Source organism: Pseudomonas sp. (assembly GCF_017744435.1).
Taxonomy (GTDB): Bacteria; Pseudomonadota; Gammaproteobacteria; order Pseudomonadales; family Pseudomonadaceae; genus Aquipseudomonas.
Map to the genome: position 1 here is coordinate 43,007 of NZ_JAGIBG010000029.1, position 25,137 is coordinate 68,143.

18 protein-coding genes are annotated in these 25,137 nt (G+C 64.6%); 9 read left to right on the forward strand and 9 right to left on the reverse strand.

Annotated elements, in window-relative coordinates; translation table 11 throughout:
- Positions 1–5: 5 nt before the first annotated feature.
- Complete coding sequence (gene aceE, locus J7573_RS18795; RefSeq protein WP_294338599.1) at positions 6–2,651, reverse strand: pyruvate dehydrogenase (acetyl-transferring), homodimeric type; 2,646 nt, start codon at positions 2,649–2,651, stop codon at positions 6–8.
- A gap of 383 nt (positions 2,652–3,034) precedes the next feature.
- On the opposite strand from aceE, the gene glnE reads away from it, so the two are divergent.
- The 8 genes from glnE to J7573_RS18835 all read left to right on the forward strand — a co-directional run bounded on the left by glnE (position 3,035) and on the right by J7573_RS18835 (position 13,162).
- Positions 3,035–5,968: a bifunctional [glutamate--ammonia ligase]-adenylyl-L-tyrosine phosphorylase/[glutamate--ammonia-ligase] adenylyltransferase gene (glnE, locus tag J7573_RS18800; protein ID WP_294338602.1), complete on the forward strand. Its 2,934-nt coding sequence runs from the start codon at positions 3,035–3,037 to the stop codon at positions 5,966–5,968.
- A gap of 233 nt (positions 5,969–6,201) precedes the next feature.
- Entirely contained in the window at positions 6,202–7,251 is a 1,050-nt protein-coding gene (gene waaF, locus J7573_RS18805) for a lipopolysaccharide heptosyltransferase II (protein ID WP_294338606.1), read from the forward strand.
- Positions 7,252–8,310 carry a lipopolysaccharide heptosyltransferase I gene (gene waaC / locus J7573_RS18810; protein WP_294338609.1) on the forward strand — a complete coding sequence of 353 codons (1,059 nt, stop codon included), beginning with the start codon at positions 7,252–7,254 and terminating at the stop codon, positions 8,308–8,310.
- A complete protein-coding gene (locus J7573_RS18815; protein WP_294338611.1) occupies positions 8,310–9,434 on the forward strand; it encodes a glycosyltransferase family 4 protein in 1,125 nt (374 codons plus the stop codon). The genes waaC and J7573_RS18815 overlap by 1 nt, the downstream gene beginning before the upstream one ends.
- Positions 9,431–10,237, forward strand: a complete 807-nt coding sequence (rfaP, locus tag J7573_RS18820) for a lipopolysaccharide core heptose(I) kinase RfaP (protein WP_294338614.1) — start codon at positions 9,431–9,433, stop codon at positions 10,235–10,237. The genes J7573_RS18815 and rfaP overlap by 4 nt, the downstream gene beginning before the upstream one ends.
- Positions 10,237–10,971, forward strand: a complete 735-nt coding sequence (locus tag J7573_RS18825) for a lipopolysaccharide kinase InaA family protein (protein ID WP_152957949.1) — start codon at positions 10,237–10,239, stop codon at positions 10,969–10,971. The genes rfaP and J7573_RS18825 overlap by 1 nt, the downstream gene beginning before the upstream one ends.
- Positions 10,968–11,720, forward strand: a complete 753-nt coding sequence (locus J7573_RS18830; protein ID WP_294338617.1) for a lipopolysaccharide kinase InaA family protein — start codon at positions 10,968–10,970, stop codon at positions 11,718–11,720. Before J7573_RS18825 ends, J7573_RS18830 begins: the two co-directional genes overlap by 4 nt.
- Complete coding sequence (locus J7573_RS18835) at positions 11,720–13,162, forward strand: lipopolysaccharide kinase InaA family protein (protein ID WP_294338621.1); 1,443 nt, start codon at positions 11,720–11,722, stop codon at positions 13,160–13,162. The genes J7573_RS18830 and J7573_RS18835 overlap by 1 nt, the downstream gene beginning before the upstream one ends.
- Here J7573_RS18835 and J7573_RS18840 read toward each other — a convergent pair.
- The 8 genes from J7573_RS18840 to J7573_RS18875 all read right to left on the reverse strand — a co-directional run bounded on the left by J7573_RS18840 (position 13,123) and on the right by J7573_RS18875 (position 24,331).
- Positions 13,123–15,927, reverse strand: a complete 2,805-nt coding sequence (locus J7573_RS18840) for a DUF6543 domain-containing protein (protein ID WP_294338623.1) — start codon at positions 15,925–15,927, stop codon at positions 13,123–13,125. The genes J7573_RS18835 and J7573_RS18840 overlap by 40 nt on opposite strands.
- Before the next feature lie 73 nt (positions 15,928–16,000).
- Complete coding sequence (locus tag J7573_RS18845; RefSeq protein ID WP_294338625.1) at positions 16,001–16,174, reverse strand: hypothetical protein; 174 nt, start codon at positions 16,172–16,174, stop codon at positions 16,001–16,003.
- Positions 16,171–17,283 carry a PepSY-associated TM helix domain-containing protein gene (locus tag J7573_RS18850; protein WP_294338627.1) on the reverse strand — a complete coding sequence of 371 codons (1,113 nt, stop codon included), beginning with the start codon at positions 17,281–17,283 and terminating at the stop codon, positions 16,171–16,173. The genes J7573_RS18845 and J7573_RS18850 overlap by 4 nt, the downstream gene beginning before the upstream one ends.
- An 83-nt stretch (positions 17,284–17,366) precedes the next feature.
- Positions 17,367–19,799: a TonB-dependent siderophore receptor gene (locus J7573_RS18855; protein WP_294338629.1), complete on the reverse strand. Its 2,433-nt coding sequence runs from the start codon at positions 19,797–19,799 to the stop codon at positions 17,367–17,369.
- A 250-nt stretch (positions 19,800–20,049) separates the two neighbouring features.
- Positions 20,050–21,006 (reverse strand): FecR family protein, encoded by a 957-nt coding sequence (locus J7573_RS18860; protein WP_294338631.1) that lies wholly within the window; start codon positions 21,004–21,006, stop codon positions 20,050–20,052.
- A complete protein-coding gene (locus tag J7573_RS18865; RefSeq protein WP_294338633.1) occupies positions 21,003–21,521 on the reverse strand; it encodes an RNA polymerase sigma factor in 519 nt (172 codons plus the stop codon). Before J7573_RS18865 ends, J7573_RS18860 begins: the two co-directional genes overlap by 4 nt.
- A 165-nt stretch (positions 21,522–21,686) precedes the next feature.
- Entirely contained in the window at positions 21,687–22,397 is a 711-nt protein-coding gene (locus tag J7573_RS18870) for a 3'-5' exonuclease (protein ID WP_294338635.1), read from the reverse strand.
- Positions 22,394–24,331, reverse strand: a complete 1,938-nt coding sequence (locus tag J7573_RS18875; RefSeq protein ID WP_294338637.1) for a DUF294 nucleotidyltransferase-like domain-containing protein — start codon at positions 24,329–24,331, stop codon at positions 22,394–22,396. The genes J7573_RS18870 and J7573_RS18875 overlap by 4 nt, the downstream gene beginning before the upstream one ends.
- A 117-nt stretch (positions 24,332–24,448) precedes the next feature.
- Here J7573_RS18875 and J7573_RS18880 point away from each other — a divergent pair, with 117 nt between their 5' ends.
- Positions 24,449–24,988, forward strand: coding sequence for a response regulator (locus J7573_RS18880; protein ID WP_294338640.1), 540 nt, complete (start codon positions 24,449–24,451; stop codon positions 24,986–24,988).
- Positions 24,989–25,137 lie beyond the last annotated feature (149 nt).

A 25,137-nucleotide genomic window follows, 5' to 3' on the forward strand; every position in this document is an offset into this window, starting at 1 on the left:
ACTCCTCAGCAGTCCAGTGGGTTGCGCTTGTCCGGGTCGATGCCGAACTTGACGATGGCGTCAGCCACAACCTTGGGTTCGATCTCGCCGCGGTCAGCCAGGGCTTCCAGGGCAGCCAGCACCACGAAGTGGCGGTCGACTTCGAAGAAGTGACGCAGCTTCTTGCGGCTGTCGCTGCGACCGTAACCGTCGGTACCCAGGACCTTGAACTCTTTGCTCGGCACCCACTGGCGAATCTGCTCGGCGAACAGCTTCATGTAGTCGGTGGAGGCGATGACCGGGCCTTTGCGACCGTTCAGGCACTGCTCGACGTAGGTCTGCTGTGGCTTCTGGCCAGGCTTCAGGCGGTTGGCGCGTTCCACGGCTAGGCCGTCGCGACGCAGTTCGTTGAAGCTGGTGACGCTCCACACGTCGGCGCCGACGTTGAACTCTTCACGCAGGATCTTCGCAGCTTCGCGGACTTCGCGCAGGATGGTGCCGGAGCCCATCAGCTGTACGTGGTGCGCGGCTTCGCGGGTGTCTTCTTCGAGCAGGTACATGCCCTTGATGATGCCTTCCTCGACACCGGCCGGCATGGCTGGCTGCTGGTAGGATTCGTTCATCACGGTGATGTAGTAGAAGATGTCCTGTTGCTCTTCGGTCATCTTCTTCATGCCGTCCTGGATGATCACCGCCAGCTCGTAGCCGTAGGTTGGATCGTAGGTGCGGCAGTTCGGGATGGTGCCCGCCATCATGTGGCTGTGACCGTCTTCGTGCTGCAGGCCTTCACCGTTGAGGGTGGTACGGCCGGCGGTACCGCCGATCAGGAAACCACGGGTGCGGCTGTCGCCGGCAGCCCAGGCCAGGTCGCCAATGCGCTGGAAGCCGAACATCGAGTAGAAGATGTAGAACGGCAGCATCGGCTGGTTGTGGCAGCTGTACGAGGTACCGGCAGCGATGAACGACGACATGGCGCCGGCTTCGTTGATGCCTTCCTCGAGGATCTGGCCCTTCTTGTCTTCGCGGTAGAACATCACCTGGTCTTTATCGACTGGCTCGTAGAGCTGGCCGACCGACGAGTAGATGCCCAGCTGGCGGAACATGCCTTCCATACCGAAGGTACGGGCTTCGTCCGGGATGATCGGGACGATGCGCTGGCCGATGTCCTTGTCCTTGACCAGCTGTGCCAGGATGCGTACGAAGGCCATGGTGGTGGAGATTTCGCGGTCGCCCGAGCCGTCCAGGATCGCTTTCAGCGTTTCCAGTGGCGGGGTCGGCACGCTGAAGCTCTGGGCACGGCGCTGTGGCACGAAACCACCCAGGGCATTGCGGCGCTCGGCCAGGTACTTGGCTTCGGCAGAACCTTCTTCCGGCTTGAAGAACGGCAGGTTCTCAAGGTCGGCATCCTTGACCGGGATGTCGAAGCGGTCACGGAAGTGACGCAGGCTGTCGACGTCGACCTTCTTGGTGTTGTGCGCGGTGTTCTTGGCTTCGCCGGCACCGGTACCGTAACCCTTGATGGTCTTGGCCAGGATGACGGTTGGCTGATCCTTGTGGTTCACAGCCTGGTGGTAAGCCGCGTAGACCTTGTACGGGTCGTGGCCGCCACGGTTGAGCTTCCAGATCTCGTCGTCGGACAGGTCTTCGACCATGGCCTTGAGTTCTGGAGTGTTGAAGAAGTTCTCACGAACGTACGCGCCGTCTTTGGCTTTGTAGTTCTGGTACTCGCCGTCGATGACTTCGTCCATGCGGCGCTGCAGGGCACCGTTGGTGTCCTTGGCGAACAGTGGGTCCCAGAAGCGGCCCCAGACGACCTTGTTGACGTTCCAGCCACCGCCACGGAACACGCCTTCGAGTTCCTGGATGATCTTGCCGTTGCCGCGAACCGGGCCGTCGAGGCGCTGCAGGTTGCAGTTGATGACGAAGATCAGGTTGTCCAGCTTCTCGCGGCCGGCCAGGGCGATTGCGCCCAGGGATTCCGGCTCGTCGCACTCGCCGTCGCCCATGAAGCACCAGACCTTCTGCTTGCCGGCCGGGATGAAACCACGGGCTTCCAGGTACTTCATGAAGCGCGCCTGGTAGATAGCCTGGATCGGGCCCAGACCCATCGAAACGGTCGGGAACTGCCAGAAGTCAGGCATCAGCCATGGGTGCGGGTACGAAGACAGGCCGTTGCCGTCCACTTCCTGACGGAAGTTGTTCATCTGGTCTTCGTTGATGCGGCCTTCCATGAAGGCACGGGCGTAGACGCCTGGCGATGCGTGGCCCTGGAAGAAGATCAGGTCGCCGCCATGTTCTTCGGTCGGCGCCTGGAAGAAGTAGTTGAAGCCGATGTCGTACAGGGTGGCACTGGAGGCGAAGCTGGAGATGTGGCCGCCCAGGTCCGAGTCCTTCAGGTTGGTGCGCATCACCATGGCCAGCGCGTTCCAACGCACCATCGAGCGAATGCGGCGTTCCATGAACAGGTCGCCAGGCATGCGTGCTTCGTGGGTGACAGGGATGGTGTTGCGGTATGGCGTGGTGATTGCGTACGGCAGCTGGGAGCCACTGCGGGTGGCCAGCTCGCCCATGCGGGTCATCAGGTAATGAGCGCGGTCTTCGCCTTCTTTGTCGAGGACCGACTCCAGGGCATCCAGCCATTCCTGGGTTTCGATTGGATCGAGGTCTTGCATGGCTTGCTCCAGGGCGGAAAGGCCACCAGAATCGGGGGCCTGAGTTTGCGACTGGCCTTATGGGCAGACGTCGTGAATTCTTGGATTACCGGGGTGTCTCCCGGCGCCGTGTAGTTTTACTACATTTGCTTCGGCATTTCATGCTTTTGCACGCCATGGGTAGTAGTAAAACTACACAAATGCGACGTTTGGTCGCACCTCGGCTTGTGAGGAAAAACGTTCATGTTGGTTGGCGGTGTGTCGCGAACAGGTGAATCTTGATGTTTCTTGCCAATGATTCGTTTTTTTCAGCTATTTCCAACTTTTGTATGACAGTCCAACCGAGGTCCGGCTTCCTCTTGGCCGCTTTTTCCCCTTCATTTCACGCCGATCAAGGATAGACCATGCGCCTACCTTTGCCGCTCGAACTGCCTGCTTCCCTGCAACCGCTGGTCGTTCGCAACCAGCAGTTCCTGAGCGATGCCGTGGCAGGCCACGCTGACCTCGACCTGCACAGCTGGACCCCGTTGCACCGGCAACAGTTCGATCAGGTTGCCGCTGCCAGCGACTTCGTCCTTGGCGTGGCCCAGCGCGAACCGGCCATGCTTTTTGCCCTGATCGCCAGCGGTGAGCTGGACCGCCGCTACGCCCCGGGCGAGCTGCGCGGGCAGATCGCCGCTGCGGCCCAGGCCGCGCAGAGCGAGGACGAGCTCGCGCGCAACCTGCGCCGCGAGCGCAACCGCCAGCAGCTGCGCATCATCTGGCGCGACATCACCCGCCAGGCCGAACTGGGCGAGACCTGCCGCGACCTGTCGGACCTCGCCGACGCGGCCATCGACGAAGCCTACCAGTGGTTGTACCCGCGCCATTGCCAGCAGTTCGGCACGCCGATCGGCAACCGCAGCGGCCTGCCGCAGCACATGGTGGTGCTGGGCATGGGCAAGCTGGGCGCGGTGGAGCTGAACCTGTCGTCGGACATCGACCTGATCTTCGCCTTCCCCGAAGGCGGCGAAACCGAAGGCGTCAAACGCTCGCTGGAAAACCAGGAATTCTTCACCCGCCTGGGCCAGCGCCTGATCAAGGCGCTCGACCCGGTGACCGTCGACGGTTTCGTGTTCCGCGTCGACATGCGCCTGCGCCCCTACGGCTCGTCCGGCGCGCTGGTGCTCAGCTTCAATGCGTTGGAGCAGTACTACCAGGACCAGGGCCGCGACTGGGAACGCTACGCGATGATCAAGGCGCGGGTGGTGGCCGGAGACCAGGCCGCCGGCGCGCAGTTGCAGGAAATGCTGAAACCGTTCGTGTACCGGCGTTACCTGGACTTCTCGGCGATCGAAGCACTGCGCACCATGAAGCAGCTGATCCAGCAGGAGGTGCGGCGCAAGGGCATGGCCGACAATATCAAGCTCGGTGCCGGTGGCATCCGCGAGGTCGAGTTCATCGCCCAGGCCTTCCAGCTGATCCACGGCGGCCGTGACCTGAGCCTGCAACTGCGGCCATTGCTCAAGGTGCTGGCGACCCTGGAAGGCCAGGGTTACCTGCCGCCGGCTGTGGTGACGGAGCTGCGCGAAGGTTATGAATTCCTGCGTTACACCGAGCATGCCATCCAGGCCATCGCCGACCGCCAGACGCAGATGCTGCCGGACAGCGAACTGGACCGTGAGCGGGTCGCCTATATCCTTGGCTTTGCCGACTGGCAAAGCTTCCACGATCAGTTGATGTACTGGCGCGGCCGGGTCGACTGGCACTTCCGCCAGGTTATCGCCGACCCGGATGAAGACGAAGGCGAAGGCGAGCTGGTGGTGGGCGGCGAGTGGTCGCCGCTGTGGGAACAGGCACAAGATGAAGAGGCCGCCGGCCGCCAACTGGAGGAGGCTGGCTTCAAGCAGCCGGCCGAAGCCCTGCGCCGCCTGGCCGCGCTGCGCGCCAGCCCGCAGTTGCGCTCGATGCAGCGCATCGGCCGCGAGCGCCTGGATGCGTTCATTCCACGCTTGCTGGCCCAGGCCGTGGAGCATGACAACCCGGACCTGGTGCTGGAGCGCGTGCTGCCGCTGGTCGAAGCCGTGGCGCGGCGTTCGGCCTATCTGGTGTTGCTCACCGAAAACCCGGGGGCGCTGCGGCGCTTGCTGACCCTGTGCGCCGCCAGCCCATGGATTGCCGAGCAGATCGCCCGCTACCCGTTGCTGCTCGATGAGCTGCTCAACGAAGGCCGCCTGTTCAGCCCGCCACTGGCGCCGGAGCTGGCCGCCGAGCTGCGCGAGCGGTTGACGCGGATCCCCGAGGACGACCTGGAACAGCAGATGGAGGCGCTGCGCCACTTCAAGCTCGCCCACAGCCTGCGCGTGGCCGCGTCGGAAATCAGCGGCAACCTGCCGTTGATGAAAGTCAGCGACTACCTGACCTGGCTGGCCGAAGCCATTCTCGACCAGGTACTGGCCCTGGCCTGGCGCCAGACCGTGGCCCGCCACGGCCAGCCCAAGCGCAGCGACGGCAGCCTGTGCGACCCAGGCTTCATCATCATCGGCTATGGCAAGGTCGGCGGCCTGGAGCTGGGCCATGGTTCGGACCTGGACCTGGTGTTCATTCACGATGGCGACCCGCAAGCGGAAACCGACGGCGCCAAGCCGATCGACAGCGCGCAGTTCTTCACCCGCCTGGGCCAGCGCATCATCCACCTGCTGACCACCCAGACCAACTCCGGCCAGCTGTATGACGTCGACATGCGCCTGCGCCCGTCCGGCGCGGCGGGGCTGCTGGTCAGCTCGCTGGGGGCGTTCGAGCGTTACCAGCAGAGCGAAGCCTGGACCTGGGAGCACCAGGCCCTGGTGCGCGCCCGTGTGCTGGTGGGCTGCAAGCAGGTGGCGACGGCGTTCGAGGGCGTACGCGCCAAGGTCCTGGGCCAGGCCCGTGACCTGGGCAAGTTGCGCAGCGAAGTGAGCGAGATGCGCGCCAAGATGCGCGACAACCTCGGCACCAAGGCCACGCTGGCCGGTACCGCGGCCAATGCCTTCGATGCCGGTGTGGCGTTCGATATCAAGCAGGATGCCGGCGGTATCGTCGATATCGAATTTATGGTGCAATACGCCGCTTTGGCCTGGTCTCACGAGCACCCGGCCATACTCCGATGGACCGATAACATCCGCATTCTGGAAGAGCTGGAGCAGGCAGGTTTGATGCCGGCCAGTGACGCGGTGCTGTTGCGTGAGGTGTACAAGGCGTTCCGCTCGGCGTCGCACCGCCAGGCCCTGCAGAAGCAGGCCGGGGTGATCGATGCGGCGCAGTTTGCCGATGAGCGCCGCGAAGTGCGGCGGATCTGGGGCGAATTGGGCCTGACTTGAGATCGCCGGGGCCGCTTTGCGGCCCTTTCGCGACACAAGGCCGCTCCCACATTTGATCGGCGTATGCAGCGCCTTTGTGGGAGCGGCCTTGCGTCGCGAAAGGGCTGCAAAGCAGCCCCAAAGGCTCATGCCTCAGCTCCAGTGGTACACTGTCCGCCACATAGCCTGAATATAAAGAGGGGAGGCCAGGCTGTATGCAGCCTGTAGCCTCCCCGAGCGTTTCTGGACTAAGCATGAGAATACTGATCATTGGCCCCAGCTGGGTCGGCGACATGGTGATGGCGCAGACCCTGTTCCAGTGCCTGAAACAGCAGCACCCCGACTGCGTGATCGACGTGCTGGCACCCGAGTGGAGCCGGCCGATCCTCGAACGCATGCCCGAAGTGCGCCAGGCCTTGAGCTTCCCGCTCGGCCACGGCGCGCTGGAGCTGGCCACGCGTCGGCGCATCGGCAAGTCCCTGGCCGGCCAGTACGACCAGGCCATCCTGCTGCCCAACTCGCTGAAGTCGGCACTGGTGCCGTTCTTTGCCGGCATCCCCAAGCGCACCGGTTGGCGTGGCGAAATGCGTTTCGGCCTGCTCAACGACGTGCGCAAGCTGGACAAGACCCGCTACCCACTGATGATCGAGCGCTTCATGGCCCTGGCCTACGCGCCCGGTGCCGAGCTGCCGCAGCCGTATCCGCGGCCGAGCCTGCAGATCGAAGCGCAGAGCCGTGAAGCCGCCATGGCCAAGTTCGGCCTGGCGCTGGACCGGCCGGTGCTGGCGCTGTGCCCGGGCGCCGAATTCGGCGAGGCCAAGCGCTGGCCGAGCGAGCACTACGCCGCCGTGGCCGACGCGATGATCCGCCAGGGCTGGCAGGTGTGGCTATTCGGCTCGAAGAACGATCACCCGGTTGGCGAGCAGATCCGTGACCGCCTGATTCCGGGCTTCCGCGAAGAGTCGTACAACCTGGCGGGCGAAACCTCGCTGGCCGAGGCCATCGACCTGATGTCCTGCGCCGATGCCGTGGTCTCCAACGACTCGGGGCTGATGCACGTAGCCGCCGCGCTGAACCGCCCGCTGGTCGCGGTATACGGTTCCACTTCGCCAGGCTTCACGCCGCCGCTGGCCGAACAGGTGGAAGTGGTGCGAACCGGCATCGAGTGCAGCCCGTGCTTCGACCGCACCTGCCGCTTCGGCCACTACAACTGCCTGCGCCTGCTCGAACCTGGCAAAGTCATCGCTGCCCTGCACAGCCTGGGTGGTCCGAACCTGATCGATACCGTGGCCGAGGTCGACTAAGTGCGGGTACTGATCATCAAGACCTCGTCGCTGGGTGATGTGATCCACACCTTGCCGGCGCTGACCGACGCCGCCCATGCCATTCCGGGCATCCGTTTCGACTGGGTGGTGGAAGAAGGCTTCGCCGAGATCCCCAGCTGGCACCCGGCGGTCGACCAGGTCATCCCGGTGGCGATCCGCCGCTGGCGCAAGAACATCTGGCAGACGATCAAGAGCGGCGAGTGGAAGGCGTTCAAGCAGCGCGTTCGCGAGCGCAAGTATGACCTGGTGATCGACGCCCAGGGCCTGGTCAAGTCGGCCTGGCTGACCCGCTACGTCAAGGCCCCGGTCGCCGGCCTGGACCGTTACTCGGCCCGTGAAGGCTGGGCCAGCCGTTTCTACGACCGGCCGCTGTCGGTCGCCGTCGGCCAGCATGCCGTGGAGCGTGTGCGCCAGCTGTTCGCCATGGCCCTGGCCTACGACTTGCCGGAAGGCATCGGCCACTACGGCCTCGACCTTGACCGCCTGCAACTGCCGCCGGCTGCGCCCTACGTGGTGTTCCTGCATGGCACGACCTGGGCGACCAAGCACTGGCCCGAAGCCTACTGGCGTGAACTGGCCGAGCGCCTGGGCCGGCGCAAGCTGCAGGTGCGCCTGCCGTGGGGCAACCCGGCCGAGAAGGCCCGCGCCGAGCGCATCGCTCAAGGCTTGAACAACTGCCAGGTGCTCCCCAGATTGAACCTTGCCGGCGTCGCCCGTGTGCTGGCGGCGGCCAAGGCCTGTGTGGCGGTGGATACCGGCCTCGGCCACCTGGCCGCAGCGCTGGACGTGCCGACCATTTCGCTGTTCGGCCCGACCAACCCGGGCCTGACCGGCGCCTACGGCCGTGTGCAGGTTCACCAGGCCAGCGACTTCCCTTGCGCGCCGTGTCTGCAGAAGAAGTGCACCTACAAACCGAGCGCTGACGACCGGCGCCGGTTCGATCTGAAACGCGAGTGGCCGCTGTGCTTCACTCGCCTGAATCCCGAGCATGTAGCGAGCCGCCTGAGCGCGCTGCTGCTGGCTGAGGATGTTCGTTGATGCAACTGGCTTTCGTGCTTTACAAATATTTCCCCTTCGGCGGGCTGCAGCGCGATTTCATGCGCATTGCCCTGGAATGCCAGAAGCGGGGCCACCAGATCCGCGTGTACACGCTGATCTGGGAGGGTGACATTCCGCCGGGCTTCGAGGTGCTGGTGGCGCCGGTCAAGGCGATCTTCAACCACCGGCGCAACGAGAAGCTCAGCGCCTGGATGGAAGCGGACCTGGCCAAGCGCCCGGTCGACCGCCTGATCGGCTTCAACAAGATGCCGGGGCTGGACGTGTATTACGCCGCCGACGGCTGCTTCGAGGACAAGGCGCAGACTCTGCGCGGCGGTCTGTACCGCCGCTGGGGCCGCTACCGGCACTTCGCCGAGTACGAGCGTGCGGTGTTCGCCAAGGACGCGCGTACCGAAGTGCTGATGATTTCCGAAGTGCAGCAGCCGCTGTTCATCAAGCACTACGGCACCCCCGTGGAGCGCTTCCATCTGCTGCCACCGGGCATTTCCCAGGACCGCCGCGCGCCGGCCAATGCCGCCGAGATCCGCGCCGAGTTCCGCAAGGAATTCAACCTGGGCGATGACGACCTGCTGCTGGTGCAGATCGGGTCGGGCTTCAAGACCAAGGGCGTCGACCGCAGCCTCAAGGCCCTGGCCGCGCTGCCATCGGCGCTGCGCAAGCGCACCAAACTGATGGTCATCGGCCAGGACGACCCCAAGGTGTTCCAGCTGCAGAGCGCCACCCTGGGCCTGGGCGAACAGGTGCAGTTCCTCAAGGGCCGCAGCGACATCCCACGCTTCCTGCTGGGCGCCGACCTGCTGATCCACCCGGCGTACAACGAGAACACCGGCACGGTGCTGCTCGAGGCCCTGGTGGCCGGCCTGCCGGTGCTGGTGTCCAAGGTCTGCGGTTACGCCCACTACATCGCCGAGGCCGACAGTGGTCTGGTGCTGGACGAGCCGTTCGAGCAGGAGCAGCTCAATGCTTACCTGCAGCGCATGCTCGAAGACGGGCAGGCCCGCGCCGACTGGTCGCGCAACGGCCTGGCCTTCGCCGACAGCGCCGACCTGTACAGCATGCCGCAGCATGCTGCCGATGTGATCCTGGGGCAGGAGAACGCATGAAGCTGATAGTGGCCGAACCCTTCAAGCGCCTGTGGGCCGGGCGTGATGCCTTCGAGGCCGTGGAAGCGCTGCAAGGCGAGGTCTATCGCGAGCTGGAAGGCCGCCGCACGCTGCGTACCGAGGTCGAGGGCGAAGGCTTCTTCGTCAAGATCCACCGTGGCATCGGCTGGGGCGAGATCTTCAAGAACCTGCTCACCGCCAAACTGCCGGTGCTGGGTGCCGGCCAGGAATGGCAGGCCATCCAGCGCCTGCATGAAGTGGGCGTGCCGACCATGACCGCCGTCGCCTATGGCGAGCGTGGCAGCAACCCGGCCAGCCAGCATTCGTTCATCGTCACCGAAGAGCTGGCGCCGACCATCAGCCTGGAAGACTTCAGCATCGACTGGGTGAAGAACCCGCCCGAGCCGCGCCTGAAGCGCGCGCTGATCGCCGAGGTGGCGAAGATGACCGGTGGCATGCACCGCGCCGGGGTCAATCACCGCGACTGCTACATCTGCCACTTCCTGCTGCACACCGACCGCCCGGTGACGCCGGAAGACTTCAAACTGTCGGTCATCGACCTGCACCGCGCCCAGACCCGGGCGAAAATCAGCCGCCGCTGGCGTGACAAGGACCTGGCCGCGCTGTACTTCTCGGCGCTGGACATCGGCCTGACCCGGCGCGACAAGCTGCGCTTCCTGCGCGGTTATTTCCAGCAACCGTTGCGGCAGATCCTGGCCGAGGAAGCTGCGCTGCTTGCCTGGCTCGAACGCAAGGCGCAGAAACTCTACGATCGCAAGCAACGCTATGGGGATGCACTCTGATGGCGGGTTGGACACTGGCGCCAGGCTACGAACATCTGGCGTCGGACTTCGGCAGCCTCGATGCGGTCTTTGCCCTCAAGGGCGAGCACCTCACGCGTGACCCGCTCAGCGAGGTCATCCGCATCGAACGCGACGGGGTCAACTACTACGTCAAGCGCTACACCGGCGCTGGCAAGCACATGCGTCGCTACCTGGGCCGGCCACGCATCAAGGCCGAATGGCAGAACCTCAAGCAGTTCGCCAAGTGGGAGATTCCCACGGCCGAAGTGGTGGCCTGGGGCCTGGAACGCAAAGGCCTGGCCTTTGGCCGTGGCGCGATGATCACCCGCGAACTGCCGCGCACCGAAGACCTCTCGGCCTTGGCCGAGCGCAACGACCCACGGCTGGCCGACCGGGTCTGGGTCGACAAGCTGAGCCGTCAGCTGGCGCGCCATACCCGGGTGATGCACGAGCACCGTTTCGCCCACAACGACCTGAAATGGCGCAACCTGCTGGTCGACGACCTGGGCACGCTGTTCTTCATCGACTGCCCGACCGGCGACTTCTGGCGTGGCTTCATGTGGCGCCACCGCATGATCAAAGACCTGGCCTGCCTGGACAAAGTGGCCAAATATCACCTGTCGGCGACCCAGCGCCTGCGCTTCTACCTGCAGTACCGTGGGCGTCAGCGCCTGAATGTGCGCGACAAGCGGCGCATTCGTCAGGTGCTGAGCTTCTTCGAGGGAAGGGAATGACCGATTACCTGGCCAGCGCAGACCTCGCGCTGCTCAAACGCCATGGCTTGAACGACTTTGAAGCGCTGTGGGCGCTGCAGCTCGACGCCGTGGACGAACCCAACACCGGCCGTGGCGGCTGGAGCAGCGTCTTCCGCCTGGAGCTTGAAGGCAAAGGCTATTACCTCAAGCGCCAGAGCGATTACCTGACCCGCACCTTGCACCGGCCGTTTGGCGAACCGACCTTCGCCCGCGAATTCCGCAATATCAGCCGCTACCAGAAACTGCAAATCCCGGCCTTGCAGGCCGTGTTCTACGGCGAGCGCAAGCAGAACGGCCAGCACCGGGCGATCTTGATGACCCGTGCGCTGGACGAATGGAGCGACCTGGAGGGCCTGCTGGCGCAGTGGCCACAGCTTGCCGATGACGCCCGGGTGGGCATCCTCAAGGCCTGCGGCCAACTGGCGCGCACGCTGCACGGTGCCGGCCAGGTGCACGGCTGTTTCTATCCCAAGCACATCTTCCTGCGCCAACGCCGCGAAGGCTGGGAAGCGCAACTGATCGACCTGGAAAAGACCCGGCCGTTGCTGTTCGGCATGCGTGACCGCCTGCGCGATCTGGAGCCGCTGCTGCGCCGTACCGGTGCCTGGAGCGAGGCGGACGTGCGCCAGTTGCTGGCCGCCTACCTGCAGCAGCCTGCCGACAGCGCCCTGGTCGGCACCTGGCTGCAACGCCTGACGCAACGCCGTCGTGAAAAAGAGGCCCGCTGATGCGTTTGTCCGAACTCAAAAACGCCGGGCGCAGCCCGACGCTGCCCTTGAGCATCACCCTGGCCGATGCCGCTGGCACGGCTGACCTGCAACTGCTCAGCCTGCTGCGGGTGCTGCCGGGTCAGCGCTATGTCGGCGCCGGCATCTGGCGCGGCACCCCGGTGCTGGCCAAGCTGTTGGTCGGCAGCAATGCCGCACGGCATTTCCAGCGCGAACTGGATGGCGTGAAGCTGCTGGCCAAAGAGGGCCTGACCACACCGCAACTGCTGGCCGACGGCCTCAAGGAAGGCGAGGGCGGCTGGCTGTTGTTCGAATTCCTCGATGGCGCTGAGAGCCTGGCCGATGCCTGGGCTGCGGTGGAAAACCTGCCGGTACTGGCCGACGAGCAGCACCTGGTGCTGGGCGAAGCCCTCACGGCCGTGGCACAGATGCATGCACAAGGCCTGTGGCAGGAAGACCTGCACCTGGACAACCTGCTGCGCCACGGCGGCAAGCTCTACCTGATCGACGGCGCCGGCATCAAGGCCGAGACGCCGGGCCAGCAACTGTCGCGGCCACGCGTGCTGGAGAACCTCGGGGTGTTCTTCGCCCAGTTGCCCAAGCGCCTGGAACCGTTCATCGAAGAGTTGCTGGTGCACTACCTGTTGGCCAACGCCGAGCATGCGCTACCGATGGAAGCGCTGCAGAAGCAGGTGGACAAGGTGCGCAGCTGGCGGCAGAAGGACTACCTGGAAAAGGCCGGTCGCGAGTGCAGCCTGTTCAGCGTCGAGCGCAGCCTTTCGGGCCTGCGCGCGATTCGCCGCAGCGAAGTGGACGCCATGCTGCCGGTGCTGCAGCAAGCCGACGCGCTGATCGACAAGGGCCACCTGTACAAGACCGGTGGTGCGGCCAGCGTGGCGCGCATCGAGGTGAACGGTCGCAAGCTGGTGCTCAAGCGCTACAACATCAAGAACACCGCGCACTGGTTCAAGCGCTTCTGGCGCCCGAGCCGCGCCTGGCATTCGTGGATTGAAGGGCACCGCCTGGAATTCCTCGACATCGCCACGCCCCGCCCGCTGGCGGTGCTGGAACAACGGGTGATGGGCCTGCGCAGCCGCGCCTACCTGGTCACCGAATATGTCGATGGCCCGGACCTGACCGCGTGCTTTGCGCCCTACGTGGAAAATGGCGATGCGCCTGAGGAGCAGGTCGATGCGCTGGTGCACGTGATGCAGCAGCTGATTCGCGAGCGCATCAGCCACGGCGATTTCAAGGGGCACAACCTGTTCTGGGACAACGGCCAGTGGTCGCTGATCGACCTTGATGCCATGTGCCAGCACGCCACCCAGCTCAGCTTCGCCCCGGCCTATGCCCGTGACCGGGCGCGCTTGCTGCGCAACTGGCCTGCGGGCAGTGCCTTGCATCAGCGGCTCGACCGCCTGCTGCCCAAGCTGACCGAGTAAGCCTCGGGCAGGCTCAGCCAGTCACTGCTGCGCCCAGCCTGGCGCAGGCGGATGCGCCACTGGCCATCCCGCCAGCGCAGGATGGCCCAGGGCACGACGCCAGCGGTGTTGGCCCCGGGGATCTGCAAGTGATAATGCCCGGCCAACAGGTGGCGACGCAGGGGTAGCTGACCGCCCTGGGTCTGCAGGTAAAGCTGTTCATGATCCTCGAACAGGCCCTCGGCGTCGCTGCTTGGCAAACCGGCCAGCTGTATCTGCAGGCGGCAATCGTCGAACAGGCGCAGCAGGTCAGGAAGGCCGTCGTACCAGTGCAGCGGCGAGTCGATGACCCAATTGCCGTCCGCCAGGCGCTTGATTGGCTGCGTGAGGTAGGCATCCGGGCGGTCAGGGTCGATGGCCCGCCAGCGGCTGCCATCGAACGAGACCTTGAAGTAGCGCCCTTGGGCATCCTGAATGAAGTACTCGGACAAGCCGTCGAAGGCGGAAGTTTTTTCAAACACTTCCTCACCGTACACGCCGTCGATGCGATAGCGCAGGTTGCTCGTTTCAGGGGTAGCGCTGAACCGTGGCGGCAGTGGTAGCGGCGGTTGCTTGGGCATTCCACGCAGCATGCGGCGCATCAGCCCCGTGCTGGCCAGGCTGGTGCCTGCATCGTTGAGGTGGCTCAGGGCATTGTAGGCATGGTTGAGCACCCCATTGAGGTCCTCCTGGCGGTAGGCTTCGATGCCGTTCCAGATTTCCAGTGCCATGCGCCCGAGTGCCAACGGAATCATGACTTTGGTCGGCAGGAAGATGCTGATCAGGTCCAGCAAGGTCCAGCCCAGTTTCAGCGCCTGTTCGGCATCCACTTCGGCAGTGCTGTGGCTGTTGGCGTCTGCCGCTGCCAGCATGCCGCGAACTTCGGCCATGTAGCAGGCCAGGAACAGGTCGTCGTCGATGGCCGGTGTCTGCAACACTTGGCCCAGGCGCCCCTTGAGCAGCAGCTTTTCGACCCGCGAAGCGAGCAGGAGCGGCAGGCGCTGGGCGAAGTAGGTGCGCAGCAGAGGCTTGTTGCGCAGCAGGCGCAGCAGTGCGCGGGGGTTGGCAAATGAGCGCCAGGCGCGTCGGTCCGGTGCGTCGGGTGTGTAGAGCACGAAGGCGGTGATGTTGCGTGAGTCACTGGCCAGCAATAGCACGCCCTGCACGGTGGTGCCCTGGATCAGCAGTTGGCGGGCAGTCACCGCGTGCCCGTCCACGCTCGGGCGCAAAGCATTGTGCGGTTGCGACAGCACCTGTTCCACCCAGCGATAGTGGCGCTCTGACCAGTCCCTGGAGAGGTGTCCGGCGTAACGTGCCTTGGCCGCTTCGGCGCGCATGCGTGCACAGTTGACCTTACTGTGTGCATGCAACCGCCACTTGCCTGCCACAGAGTCGATCAATTGCGTGCGCAGATAGCTGGCGTAGCTGTCACCGACATTAAGGCTTCTGACCAGCGTCTTGATGTAGCTTGGGTTCAGCTGGGCCGGCAGGGCTGTGCCGTCGCTCTTGGCTACCCTTGCGGTCAGCCAGTAGTCATAGTCGAACCAGGCCAGATTGCGGATGGCCAGTTCATCCAGCGGGTAACTGGCGTGGACGGCTTCGACCAGCTCTCCGCCAACGTTCTGGAAGCCCCGCCAGGTGATGTAGGACGAAGGTTGCAAAGGGTTGAGCCAGGGCCCGGTCTGGCGTGTGTACACTACCTTGACCAGGATTTCTGACGGCGCCACGGTCAAGCCCAGGTCATGACGAAGGCGGTCTCGTACGCGTTGCCTGGCCCAGCCCTGTAACGAATCGCGTTGCTGGAACTGCTTGAGCGTGAGGATGCCGGGAGCGGCGACCTGCTCGCCGGCAGCGATCAGCTCCTGCATCCCTTGCATGATGTGTGCGAGCGCCTGAGGTGTTGCCGAGCGAAGCCAGTCGGGAAGGTTTTTTTCCAGGAGCGCCGCATAACGGGTGTCAAGCAGAGCTTTGCTGCCAGCCTCCACGTGCAGTGCCATGGCCTCGCGTAGCTTTTCGGCTGCTCGCTCCGGGGCGTTGGCCGGCAGTGTCGACCAGGTCTGGTTGAGGCGCAGGCGCTGGGCTTCCAACAGGCAGTCGACCTGCGCCTGCAACGGGTCATCGGCGTACCACTCGTAGCGCAGGCGCTCGGCCTGGCGAGCGTTTTCGATCTGCTTGTCGTTCACCAGCAAGCTCAGTAGCGGGGTACCCTGCAGCGGGTCGTCCAGGCGCTCGCACAGCTCCTGATGCAACGCGTGAAGTGAGGCATAGGCCTCCATGCCCTGTGCCAGACCCATTAGCAATACCGGGCCGGTTACGTGGCCGGCTTCGAGGTTTTGCCCTTCCGCTGCCCCGGTGACAATCACGAACATGCCAGGCAGTGCCACACGCGATGCCGGGCTGCTGCGCAGCAGTACCGGTCGGTACACCTGGGCGCGGTGGGCCAGTGGCTGATGCCGACGCTGCCAGGCATGGGGAAGGTCCAGGAAGATACTGATGACGCCGGCCAGGTCTGCGCTCAACGTCTGGTCGGTCAGGCGCAGGTCAGCTTCGGCATGCATCAACGCACGGCGGATGTCGGCCAGCCGGACGGCGCGCGAGCGGCCTTGGTCGTCGGTGGAGGCCCAATAGCCGGCGAGCTCGCCGTGCAGGTGCTGGCGCGATTGCGGTGACAGGGTGACGACCGGCATCGCTTCAAGCAAGGCCAGCACCTGATCGTTCAGGAAATCAATACGTTGCAGGGGTAGCATGTTCCGCTCTCCGCGTGTCAGGGAGCGGTCATGCTGTGGTGGGCAGGTGGTGCCCGGGCGCTAACCGCCTACCTCACCGGCGCAGGCCACGCAGGCCAAGCCAGGCGGGGATGCCAAGGCCGAGCCAGGAAAGCATGTCCCAGGCACCGTCACCGAGCAGGGCGGCGAACAGCCCCAGCGCGGCCAGCAAGGCGATGGCGGCTGGCCAGGCGAACACCCTGGCAGTTGATCGCGAACGATGGCTCATGCCTTGGCCTCCCGTGTCCGGCGTTGCTTGCCCCACCACAGGTACACGCCGCTGCCGAGCACGATGATGGTCAGCACGTCCAGCACTGCCCACAGGATCTGCATCGGGCGGCCACCGTAGTCGCCGAAGTGCAGCGGTTGCGACAGCCCCATGGCGTCCATGTACCAGGGCCGCTCACCGACTGCGGTCACCTCGAGGGTTCGGGCATCGATCAGTACCGGTGTGAACAGGTGCGAGCTCAGGTGAGTGGCGCCGTTCATGAACACCGCGTAGTGGTGCTCGCTGGAAAAGCGTGTGCCGGGGAACGCGATAAAGTCAGGACGCATGCCGGGTGCGGCCTGTTCGGCGATGTCCAGCAAGCGGCTGGCTGGCGCCCGTTCGGTGAGCGGCGGGGCATCACGATAAGGGGCGACCATCGCGGCCAGGCTGTCGTTGCGCCAGGCGGCGATGACCAGGTCGGAGAGCGCGCTGATCACGCCGGTGACGCCGACGGTCAGGGCCCAGGCCAGGGTGACCACACCGATCAGGTTGTGCAGGTCGAGCCAGCGCAGGCGGCGGGACTTGTCGTGGCGCACGGTGGCGAACTCCAGACGGCGCATGAACGGTGCGTAGAGCACGGTACCGGAGACGATCGCGACGACGAACAGCACGCCCATGAAGGCCAGCAGCAGCTTGCCGGGCAGGCCGGCGAACATGTCTACGTGCAGGCGCAGCATGAGCATCATGAAACCGCCATTGGCGGCCGGCATGGCCACGGCTTCGCCAGTGCGGGCGTCGAGCATGAAGGTATGGGACGAATTGGGTTCGGTACCGGCGGTGGCCGCGGTGATCGCGAGTACGCCGTTGGGCTCGTCCTTGTCGAAGCCGAAGTACTGCACAACCTCGCCGGGGCGGTGCTGCTCGGCTTTCAGTACCAGCTGTTGCAGGTCCAGGTGCGGGGTGCCGGCGGGCATCTCGCGCAACTCTGCGGCATCGCCGAGCAGGTGTTCGAGTTCGTGGTGGAAGATCAGCGGCAGGCCGGTGAGTGCCAGCAACAGCAGGAACAGGGTGCAGACCAGGCTGCTCCAGGTGTGGGTCACCGACCAACGGCGGATGGTTTGGCTTTTCATTACATTATGTTTCTCGATGTCCAGAAAGACCAAAGCCGCCCCCAGGGGGACGGCTTGGTCGACATGCTCAGCCAGTCAGGTCATCACCACTTGTAGGAAGCACTGGCCACGACGCTGCGCTCGTCGCCGTAGTAGCAGTAGAAGGAGTCGCAGGTCGAAATGTAGTCCTTGTTGAACAGGTTGGTCGCGTTGACCGCCACCGACGCGCCCTTGAGGCTGTTGCTCAGACGACCGAGATCGTAGTGCACCGAGGCGTCGAACACGGTGTAGGCGTTGGCCTTGCCCAGGTAGGTGTTGGCCTGGTCGCCGTAGGTGTTGCCGGTGTAGCGTGCGCCGCCACCGATACCGAAGCCGTCGAGCACGCCGCTGTGCCAGGTGTAGTCGGCCCACAGCGAGGCTTGCTGGTTGGGTATCAGTTGCAGGCGGTTGCCTTTGAATTCGCCGTCCTGCACTTCCGACTTGGCCAGTGTATAGGCGGCGGTCAGCTTGAGGTTTTCGGTGACGTCGGAAACTGCTTCCAGCTCCAGGCCATGGACTTTCACTTCGCCGGTCTGGCTGGTGACGGGAACGCCGCCGATATTGTCGGTGACTTCGACGTTTTTCTGGGTCAGGTCATAAACGGCTGCCGACAGCAGGGTGTTCGAGCCAGGTGGCTGGTACTTGATACCCAACTCCCACTGCTCGCCTTCAGTAGGCTTGAACGACTTTGTCGCAGATACATCGGCATTGTTGGAGGGCTGGAACGACTCGGCATACGACAGGTACGGCACGAAGCCGGAGTCGAATACGTAGCTGATGGCCGCGTTGCCGCTGAATTTCTTGTCGCGCTGAGTGTTGGTGGCATCGCCCTGGTTGAGGAACTTGGTGCTGGTGTGCACCCAGTCTTCACGACCGCCAAGGGTCAGGCGCCAGTTGCCAAGGGCCATCTGGTCCTGGACGTACACGCCGGTCTGACGGGTTTTCTGATCGTAGTCGTAGAACGCGGTGGAGCGGTCAGGGCGGGTGATCGGCACCCCGTAAACCGGGTTGTTCACGTTGCTGTCCGGCACGTTGAAGCCGAAGATCGACAGGTAGTTGGTGTTGACGCGCTGGTGGTCCAGGCCCAGCAACAGGGTGTGGGTTACGTCGCCGGTGGCGAAGTCGGCCTGGAAGTTGTTGTCCACCGCGAACTGGCTGATGTCTTCATCGGTGTTGGTGGACATGCGGCTGACAGTGCCATCGTCCTGCACCGGCGGTGTGGTTGCGTTATAGGCGCCGGGGGTGATGGTCTGGAACGCCAGGTCCGTCTTGGTGTAGCGCAGGTTCTGACGGAACTGCCAGACATCGTTGATGCGGTGCTCGAAGGCGTAGCCCAGCGCGTAGTAGGTGCGGTCGTAGAACTCGTAGTCCGGGTCACCCAGGTTCTTGTGGTGGGAGATCTTGCCGAACGGCATGTCGATCTTGGTGCCCTGGACCGGCCTGAACTGGCTGGTGGCGCCGGTATCGTCGCGGGTGAACTGGGTCAGCAAGGTCAGCGAGGTATCGTCGTCGATGTTCCAGGTCAGGCTTGGCGCGATGTTGTAGCGCTTGTCGTCGATATGGTCGATTTGCGTACCACCATCGCGGATCACGCCGCTGACGCTGTACAGGAACTGGCCCTGGTCATCGATCTTGCCGGTGCTGGCGAAGTTGATCTGGCGGTGGTTGTCACTGCCGTACTGCAGTTCGATCTCGTGGGCGCTCTCAGCCTGCGGCCGGCGGCTGACCATGTCCAGCAGGCCGCCGGGCGGGGTCTGGCCATACAGCGACGAGGCCGGGCCACGCAGCAGGGCCAGGCGGTCGAGGTTCCAGGTTTCGGCTTTCGGGTTGGCATACACGCCCCGTGGCAGCGGCAGGCCGTCGAGGAACTGGGTGGGTTCGAAACCCCGCACACGCATCCAGTCGTAGCGGGTGTCGCTGCCGAAGCTGGCGGAGACGATACCCGGCATGTATTTCACCGCGTCGTCGAGGCTGTGCACGCCGCGGTCGCTCATCTGTTGACGGGTGGCCACGGAGATCGAGCGCGGGACTTCGACCAGCGCGGTGTCAGTCTTGGTGCCGGCGGCGGTACGCTTGGCCAGGTAGCCATCGACCGGGCCCCAGGCACTTTCGGAAGCGCTGGCAGCGTTCACGGTGGTTTCCGGCAGGGCCAGGGCGCCATCCGGCACGGCGACCAGGCTGTAGCTGCCGACGCTGCTTTGCTGCAGTTGCAGGCCGGTGCCCAGCAGGGCGGCCTGCAGGGCGCTGAGGCCATCGTACTGGCCGTTGACCGGGGCCGAGGTGCGGCCGCTGACCAGCGCCGGGTCGATGGCCAGGGCGATGCCCGACTGGCTGGCGATCTGGTTCAGGGTGCTGGCCAGCGGTGCTGCGGGCAGGTTGTAGGCGCGCGGCGCAGACTGTTCGGCGGCGAACAGGGCGGTGCTGGACAATGGCGCGGCCACGGCGATGGCCAGGGCCATCAGGCTGGGACGCAGGATACGATCAACGGCACGGGACATGCAGCGGTTCCTCGACGGATAAGTGCTAACTGCTTCCTTGCCGAGCGAGATTCCAGAAGTGACAGGGGGAATCGGAAAAAGAGTGAGAATTATTTCAATCTGATTTTCGCCTGCACCGGCCTCTTCGCGGCGGTTCGGCGCCCCGACAAGCCCGCTCCCACAGGGACCGCACACTGCTCAAGCGCTGTGGTGATCCTGTGGGAGCGGGTTTACCGATGCGTCGAACCGCCGCGAATAGGGCGGTACAGGTTTACTTGGGAACGACGGTCACCCACCACGGCGTATGCCGCTCGATCTTCACCGGCAGCGCCGGCACCAGCGAAGCCAGGGCCAGGTCGGTGTCGGTCAGCGGGAAGCTGCCGGTCACGCGCAGGTCGGCCACTTCTTCGGCCACGCCCAGGTGGCCGCTGCGGTAGTGGCCCAGCTGTTTCAGCAGGTCGGCCAGGCGCACGTTGTCGACCACCAGCATGCCGCGGGTCCAGGCATCGGCCCCGGCCTGCACCGGGCCTATCCGGCCCAGGCCGTTGCTGTTCATCAGCACTTGCTGGCCTTCGTGCAGGACCTGTTCGTCACCGCTGTTGTGCGGCATGGCGGCTACTGACGACTGCAAGACCTCCAGGCGCGTGCCATTGTCTTCGCGGCGCACCAGGAAGCGCGTGCCCAGTGGCCGCAGGCGGCCATCGTCGGTTCGTACCAGCAACGGGCGAGGGTCGTCGTGGCCGGTTTCCACCGAGATTTCGCCTTGATGCAGCACCAGTACACGCTGGTCGCCGGCGTAGTCGATATCCACGGCGGTGTGGGTATTGAGGCTCAGCAGCGTGCCGTCGGCCAGGCGCAAGGTACGCAGTTCACCGGTGGCGGTGCGTTGATCAGCCAGCCAGTAACTGGGCGCCAACGACGGTGTGCCGACCCAGCTCAGCACCGCGCCGAGCAGGAACAGGCCGGCAAGCCCGCTGCCGGCCTTGCCGATCCGGCGGCGCAGGCTGACGCGCGATTGCAGCAGGGCCTGGCGAGCCGGGCCGGCAGCGACGCTGACGCGTTGGTCGAGGGCGCCGAGCTGGCGCCAGGCACGGGCATGTTCCTCGCTGGCGGCATGCCAGCGGATGAATGCGTTGCGCTCGTCAGGCGTGCCACTGCCATCGTCCAGGCTCATTTTCCAGGCAATGGCGGCTTCCAGCACCCGCGACGAAACCGGTGTGTTGTTCACGTCGGTTCCCCGTACAGGGCCACATAGCACTGGCGCATGCCCTGGGCGATGTACTGGCGCACGCGCGACACCGAAACGCCCAGGCGTTCGGCAATTTCGGCGTGGCCCAGGCCATCCAGGCGGTTGTGCAGGAAGGCCGCGCGGGCCTTGCTCGACAGCTTGCCGAGCAGACGGTCGATGGCTTTGAGGTCTTCGAGGATCAGGTGCTGGGTTTCCGGGGACGGGTGTTCGGCTTCGGGGATCAGCGCCAGTTCGGCCAGGTAGGCCTGCTCCAGCGCCGCCCGGCGGAAGTGGTCGAACATCAGGCCCTTGGCCACGGCCGCGAGGAAGGCACGCGGTTCGCGCGGGGTGTCGAGTTGCTCGCGCCCGAGCAGGCGCACGAAGGTGTCCTGGCTCAGGTCTTCGGCACGCTGGCGGCAGGCCATGCTGCGCTGCAGCCAGGCGAGCAGCCAGCTGCGGTGGTCGCGGTACAGCGAGCCAACCAGTTCGGCGTGTGGGCTGTGGACAGAAGACACGCAGCGTCCCCCCGGAACGAATGCATTAACTAACGATAATTATTCGCGATTGTTACAGAGGCGGGGGGTGGGGTGCAATGGACGCTTATCGGATGGCCATCATGAATGCTGTGTTGCCTGAGCCGGCCTCTTCGCGGGTAAACCCGCGAAGAAGCCAATGAAAATCTAAAGGCCGTGATTGTACGCTTTGCGCCGCCGCCAGCTGCCCAGCCGCTGCTCGAGCTGCAACGGGCTGTCGAGCTGCTGGCGGCGGGCCTGGCTGAACAGGATCAGCGCCAACTCCGCCGTGACCTGCGCATCGGCGCTGGCATGGTGACGCTCGTCCGCCTGCAGGCCGAAGCGTGCTACCCAGTCATCTAGCCCGGCTTCGCGTAACACGGTGTCGGGGTTGAGCATCGGCGCCAGTTCTGCCACGTCGAGGAAGGGCAACTGCAGGCGATGGCCCAGGCTCTCCTTCAAGGCCCGGGCAAGCATGCGCTGGTCGAACGGTGCATGGAACGCCAGCACCGGGCTGTCGCCGATGAATTCGAGCAGGTCGAGCAAGGCTTCTGCCGGGTCGCAGCCAGCGGCCAGGGCACTTGGCCCGAGGCCGTGGATCAGCACGCTGGCGTTGGTTTTCTGTTCAGGGCGGTGCAGGGTGCGTTCGAACTGCTGGGCGAAATCAATGGCGCCGTCCTCGATGGCCACTGCACCGATCGACAGCACCTGATCGCGGTTCGGGTTCAGGCCACTGGTCTCCAGATCGAGCACCACCCAGCGCTGCTCGCGCAACGAACACACCCCCAGCGGCCTGGCCTTGGGCAGCCGTGCCAGGCGCTGGCGCAAGGCATCGTCCAGCAGCGGGGCAGCGGGGCGTAGCCAGGCGAACAGGCTCATAGCTGATACCGCAGGGCCAGGCTGCTCTGCAGGCGCTGGGCCTGGCGCAGGGATTCGCGCAGGATGCGCCGGTCCAGATGGTTGAGGCTGTCCGGATCGAGGCGGTTGGAGTACGGCAGGTTGTCGCGGGTCTGGCGCTGGTGCTGCTGCATGCGGGTTTGCTGGATGAAGTGGTAGGCCTCTTCATAAGCGGCGCCGTCGAGTGCTTCGATGACCCCTTTGTCGACCAGCTGGCGCAGGCGCTCCAAGGTGTTGCAGGCACCAATGCCGTTGGCCAGGGCCAGCAGGCGGGCGCCGTCGACGAAAGGTGTCAGGCCCTGGACCTTGAGGTCGAGGGTGGCGGCCTTGTCGTTGCCCTGGCGGGTCAGTACGAACTCGCGCAGGCGGCCCACCGGAGGGCGCTGGCGCAGGGCGTTGTCGGCCAACATGCGCTGGAAGATGCGGTTGTCCGCCACCTGCTCCAGCAGCTGCCGGCGCAGTTGTTCACAGCCCTGTTCATCGCCCCAGACCACGCGCAGGTCGAAGTAGATGCTCGAACCCAGCAGGTTCTCCGGGCTGGCTTCGCGCACGAAGCCGGCAAAGCGTCGCGCCCACTGCGCACGTGACAGGCACAGCTCGGGGTTGCCGGCCATGACGTTGCCCTTGCACAGGGTGAAGCCGCACTGGGCCAGGCACTGGTTGATGTACTGCGCCAAGGGCAGCAGGCGTGCGCGAATGGCCTCGGCTTCGGCGTCGTCGGTGGCTTCGAAGAGGATGCCGTTGTCCTGGTCGGTGTGCAGGGTCTGCTCACGGCGCCCTTCGCTGCCGAAGCACAACCAGCTGAACGGCACACCGGGGTCGCCACGTTCGGCGATGGCCAGCTCGATCACCCGGCACACCGTGTGGTCGTTGAGCAAGGTGATGATCTGGGTGATCTGCGTCGAGGAGGCGCCGTGGGCGAGCATGCGCTCGACCAGCTGGCCGATCTCGCCGCGCAGCTGCACCAGTGAATCGAGGCGTGGCGCGTGGCGGATGGTTCGCGCCAGGTGTACCAGGTCGACCCGCTGCAGGGAAAACAGGTCGCGCTCGGAGACCACGCCACACAGGCGCTGGTTGTCCACCAGGCAGACGTGGGCGATATGCCGCTCGGTCATCGCCATGGCTGCGTCGAAGGCACTGGCCTGGGGGCTGAGGTAGAACGGCCTGGCGGTCATGTGCTGCTTGATTGGCGCGCCAAGGTCGGCATCGGCGGCGGCCACCACCTGGCGCAGGTCGCGCAGGGTGAAGATGCCCACCGGGTAGCGCTGCGGGTCGACCACGACGATGCTGCCGACCTGCTGTTCATGCATCAGCCGCACCGCCTCGCGCAGCGGTGTATCCGGCGCGCAGACCACGGGGTGACGCATGGCCAGTTCGCCCAGCGGGGTATTTAGCGAGTACTGGGTGCCGAGGGTTTCCACCGCGCGCTGGCGGACCTGCTGGTTGACCTGGTCGAGCAGGCTGCTGACGCCACGCAGCGCAAAATCTCGAAACACTTCTGACATCGAGAACACGCGGATGAACGCGGCCTTGTTCAGCTGCAGGCAAAAGGTGTCTTCGCCGGCCAGGTGTTCGGTGCGCGTCGCCCGCTCACCGAGCAGTGCTGCCAGCGGGAAGCATTCGCCGCCGGTGATCTCGAAAGTGGTTTCCACCCCGGGCTTGACCAGGTGCTGGCGCTCGCCGACCACACGGCCCTGCTTGACGATGTAGAAGTGCTCGACCGGCCCATCCGTGGGTTTGATGATGCTTTCGCCGCTGGCATAGAAGCGCAGCTGGCATTGTTCCACCAGGAAGGCCAGGTGGCTCTGCTCCATCTGGTTGAACGGCGGGTAACGCTGCAGGAACTGCAAGGTGCCCTGGATGTTCTGCAGTACTGCCGTTCTACCCGCCTGACTGTAGGCGTCCTTTTTGCTCATGACACTGACCGTATCGCTACGCCGAACTATATATATCTATATATAGGTGCCGGCCTTGTTGTTCTCGGCTCCCATGGTCGGCTGGCAGCGGGGTGGTGCCCATTGGACGTAAGTCTAGTGAGCCACGCTGTCAAAGAGCCGACGAAAGGCGAGCCGGGTTACAGGGCTTTTGCGGTCGTAACCACTGAGTGGGATTTTTTTGACGAGATGACCATGGCTGAGCATGACGAGATTCTGAGTGACGCCGAACGCGAAGCCCTGGCCGTGGTGAGTGCGCCTGTTGCGCCCAGTCCGGTGGTGCTGGTTGTCGATGACAATCCGGTGAACAGTGAAGCGCTCAAGCTGTACCTGAAGAGCAGGGGCATCGAGTGCATGACCGCTGACGGGGCCCAGGAGGCGATGCTCAAGCTGCACTACGAACCGCGCATTGCCTTGATGATCACTGACCTGCGCATGCAGCCCAACGATGGCCTGGAGTTGATCCGGCAGATTCGCGAGTCGGAGCGGGCGGCGTTGTCGATCATCGTGGTGTCGGGGGACACCGATGTGAAGGAGGCGGTGGACGTGATGCACCTGGGGGTGGTGGATTTTTTGCTGAAGCCGGTGGATCTGGGGAAATTGCTGGGGTTGGTGAAGAAGGAACTGAAGATCGAGTAGTGCAGGACTGGGGCTGCTTTGCAGCCCTTTCGCGACACAAGGCCGCTCCTACAGGGGATCGCATTTCCCTGTAGGAGCGGCCTTGTGTCGCGAAAGGGCTGCAAAGCAGCCCCAGTCCTGCACTACTCGATCTTCAGTTCCTTCTTCAC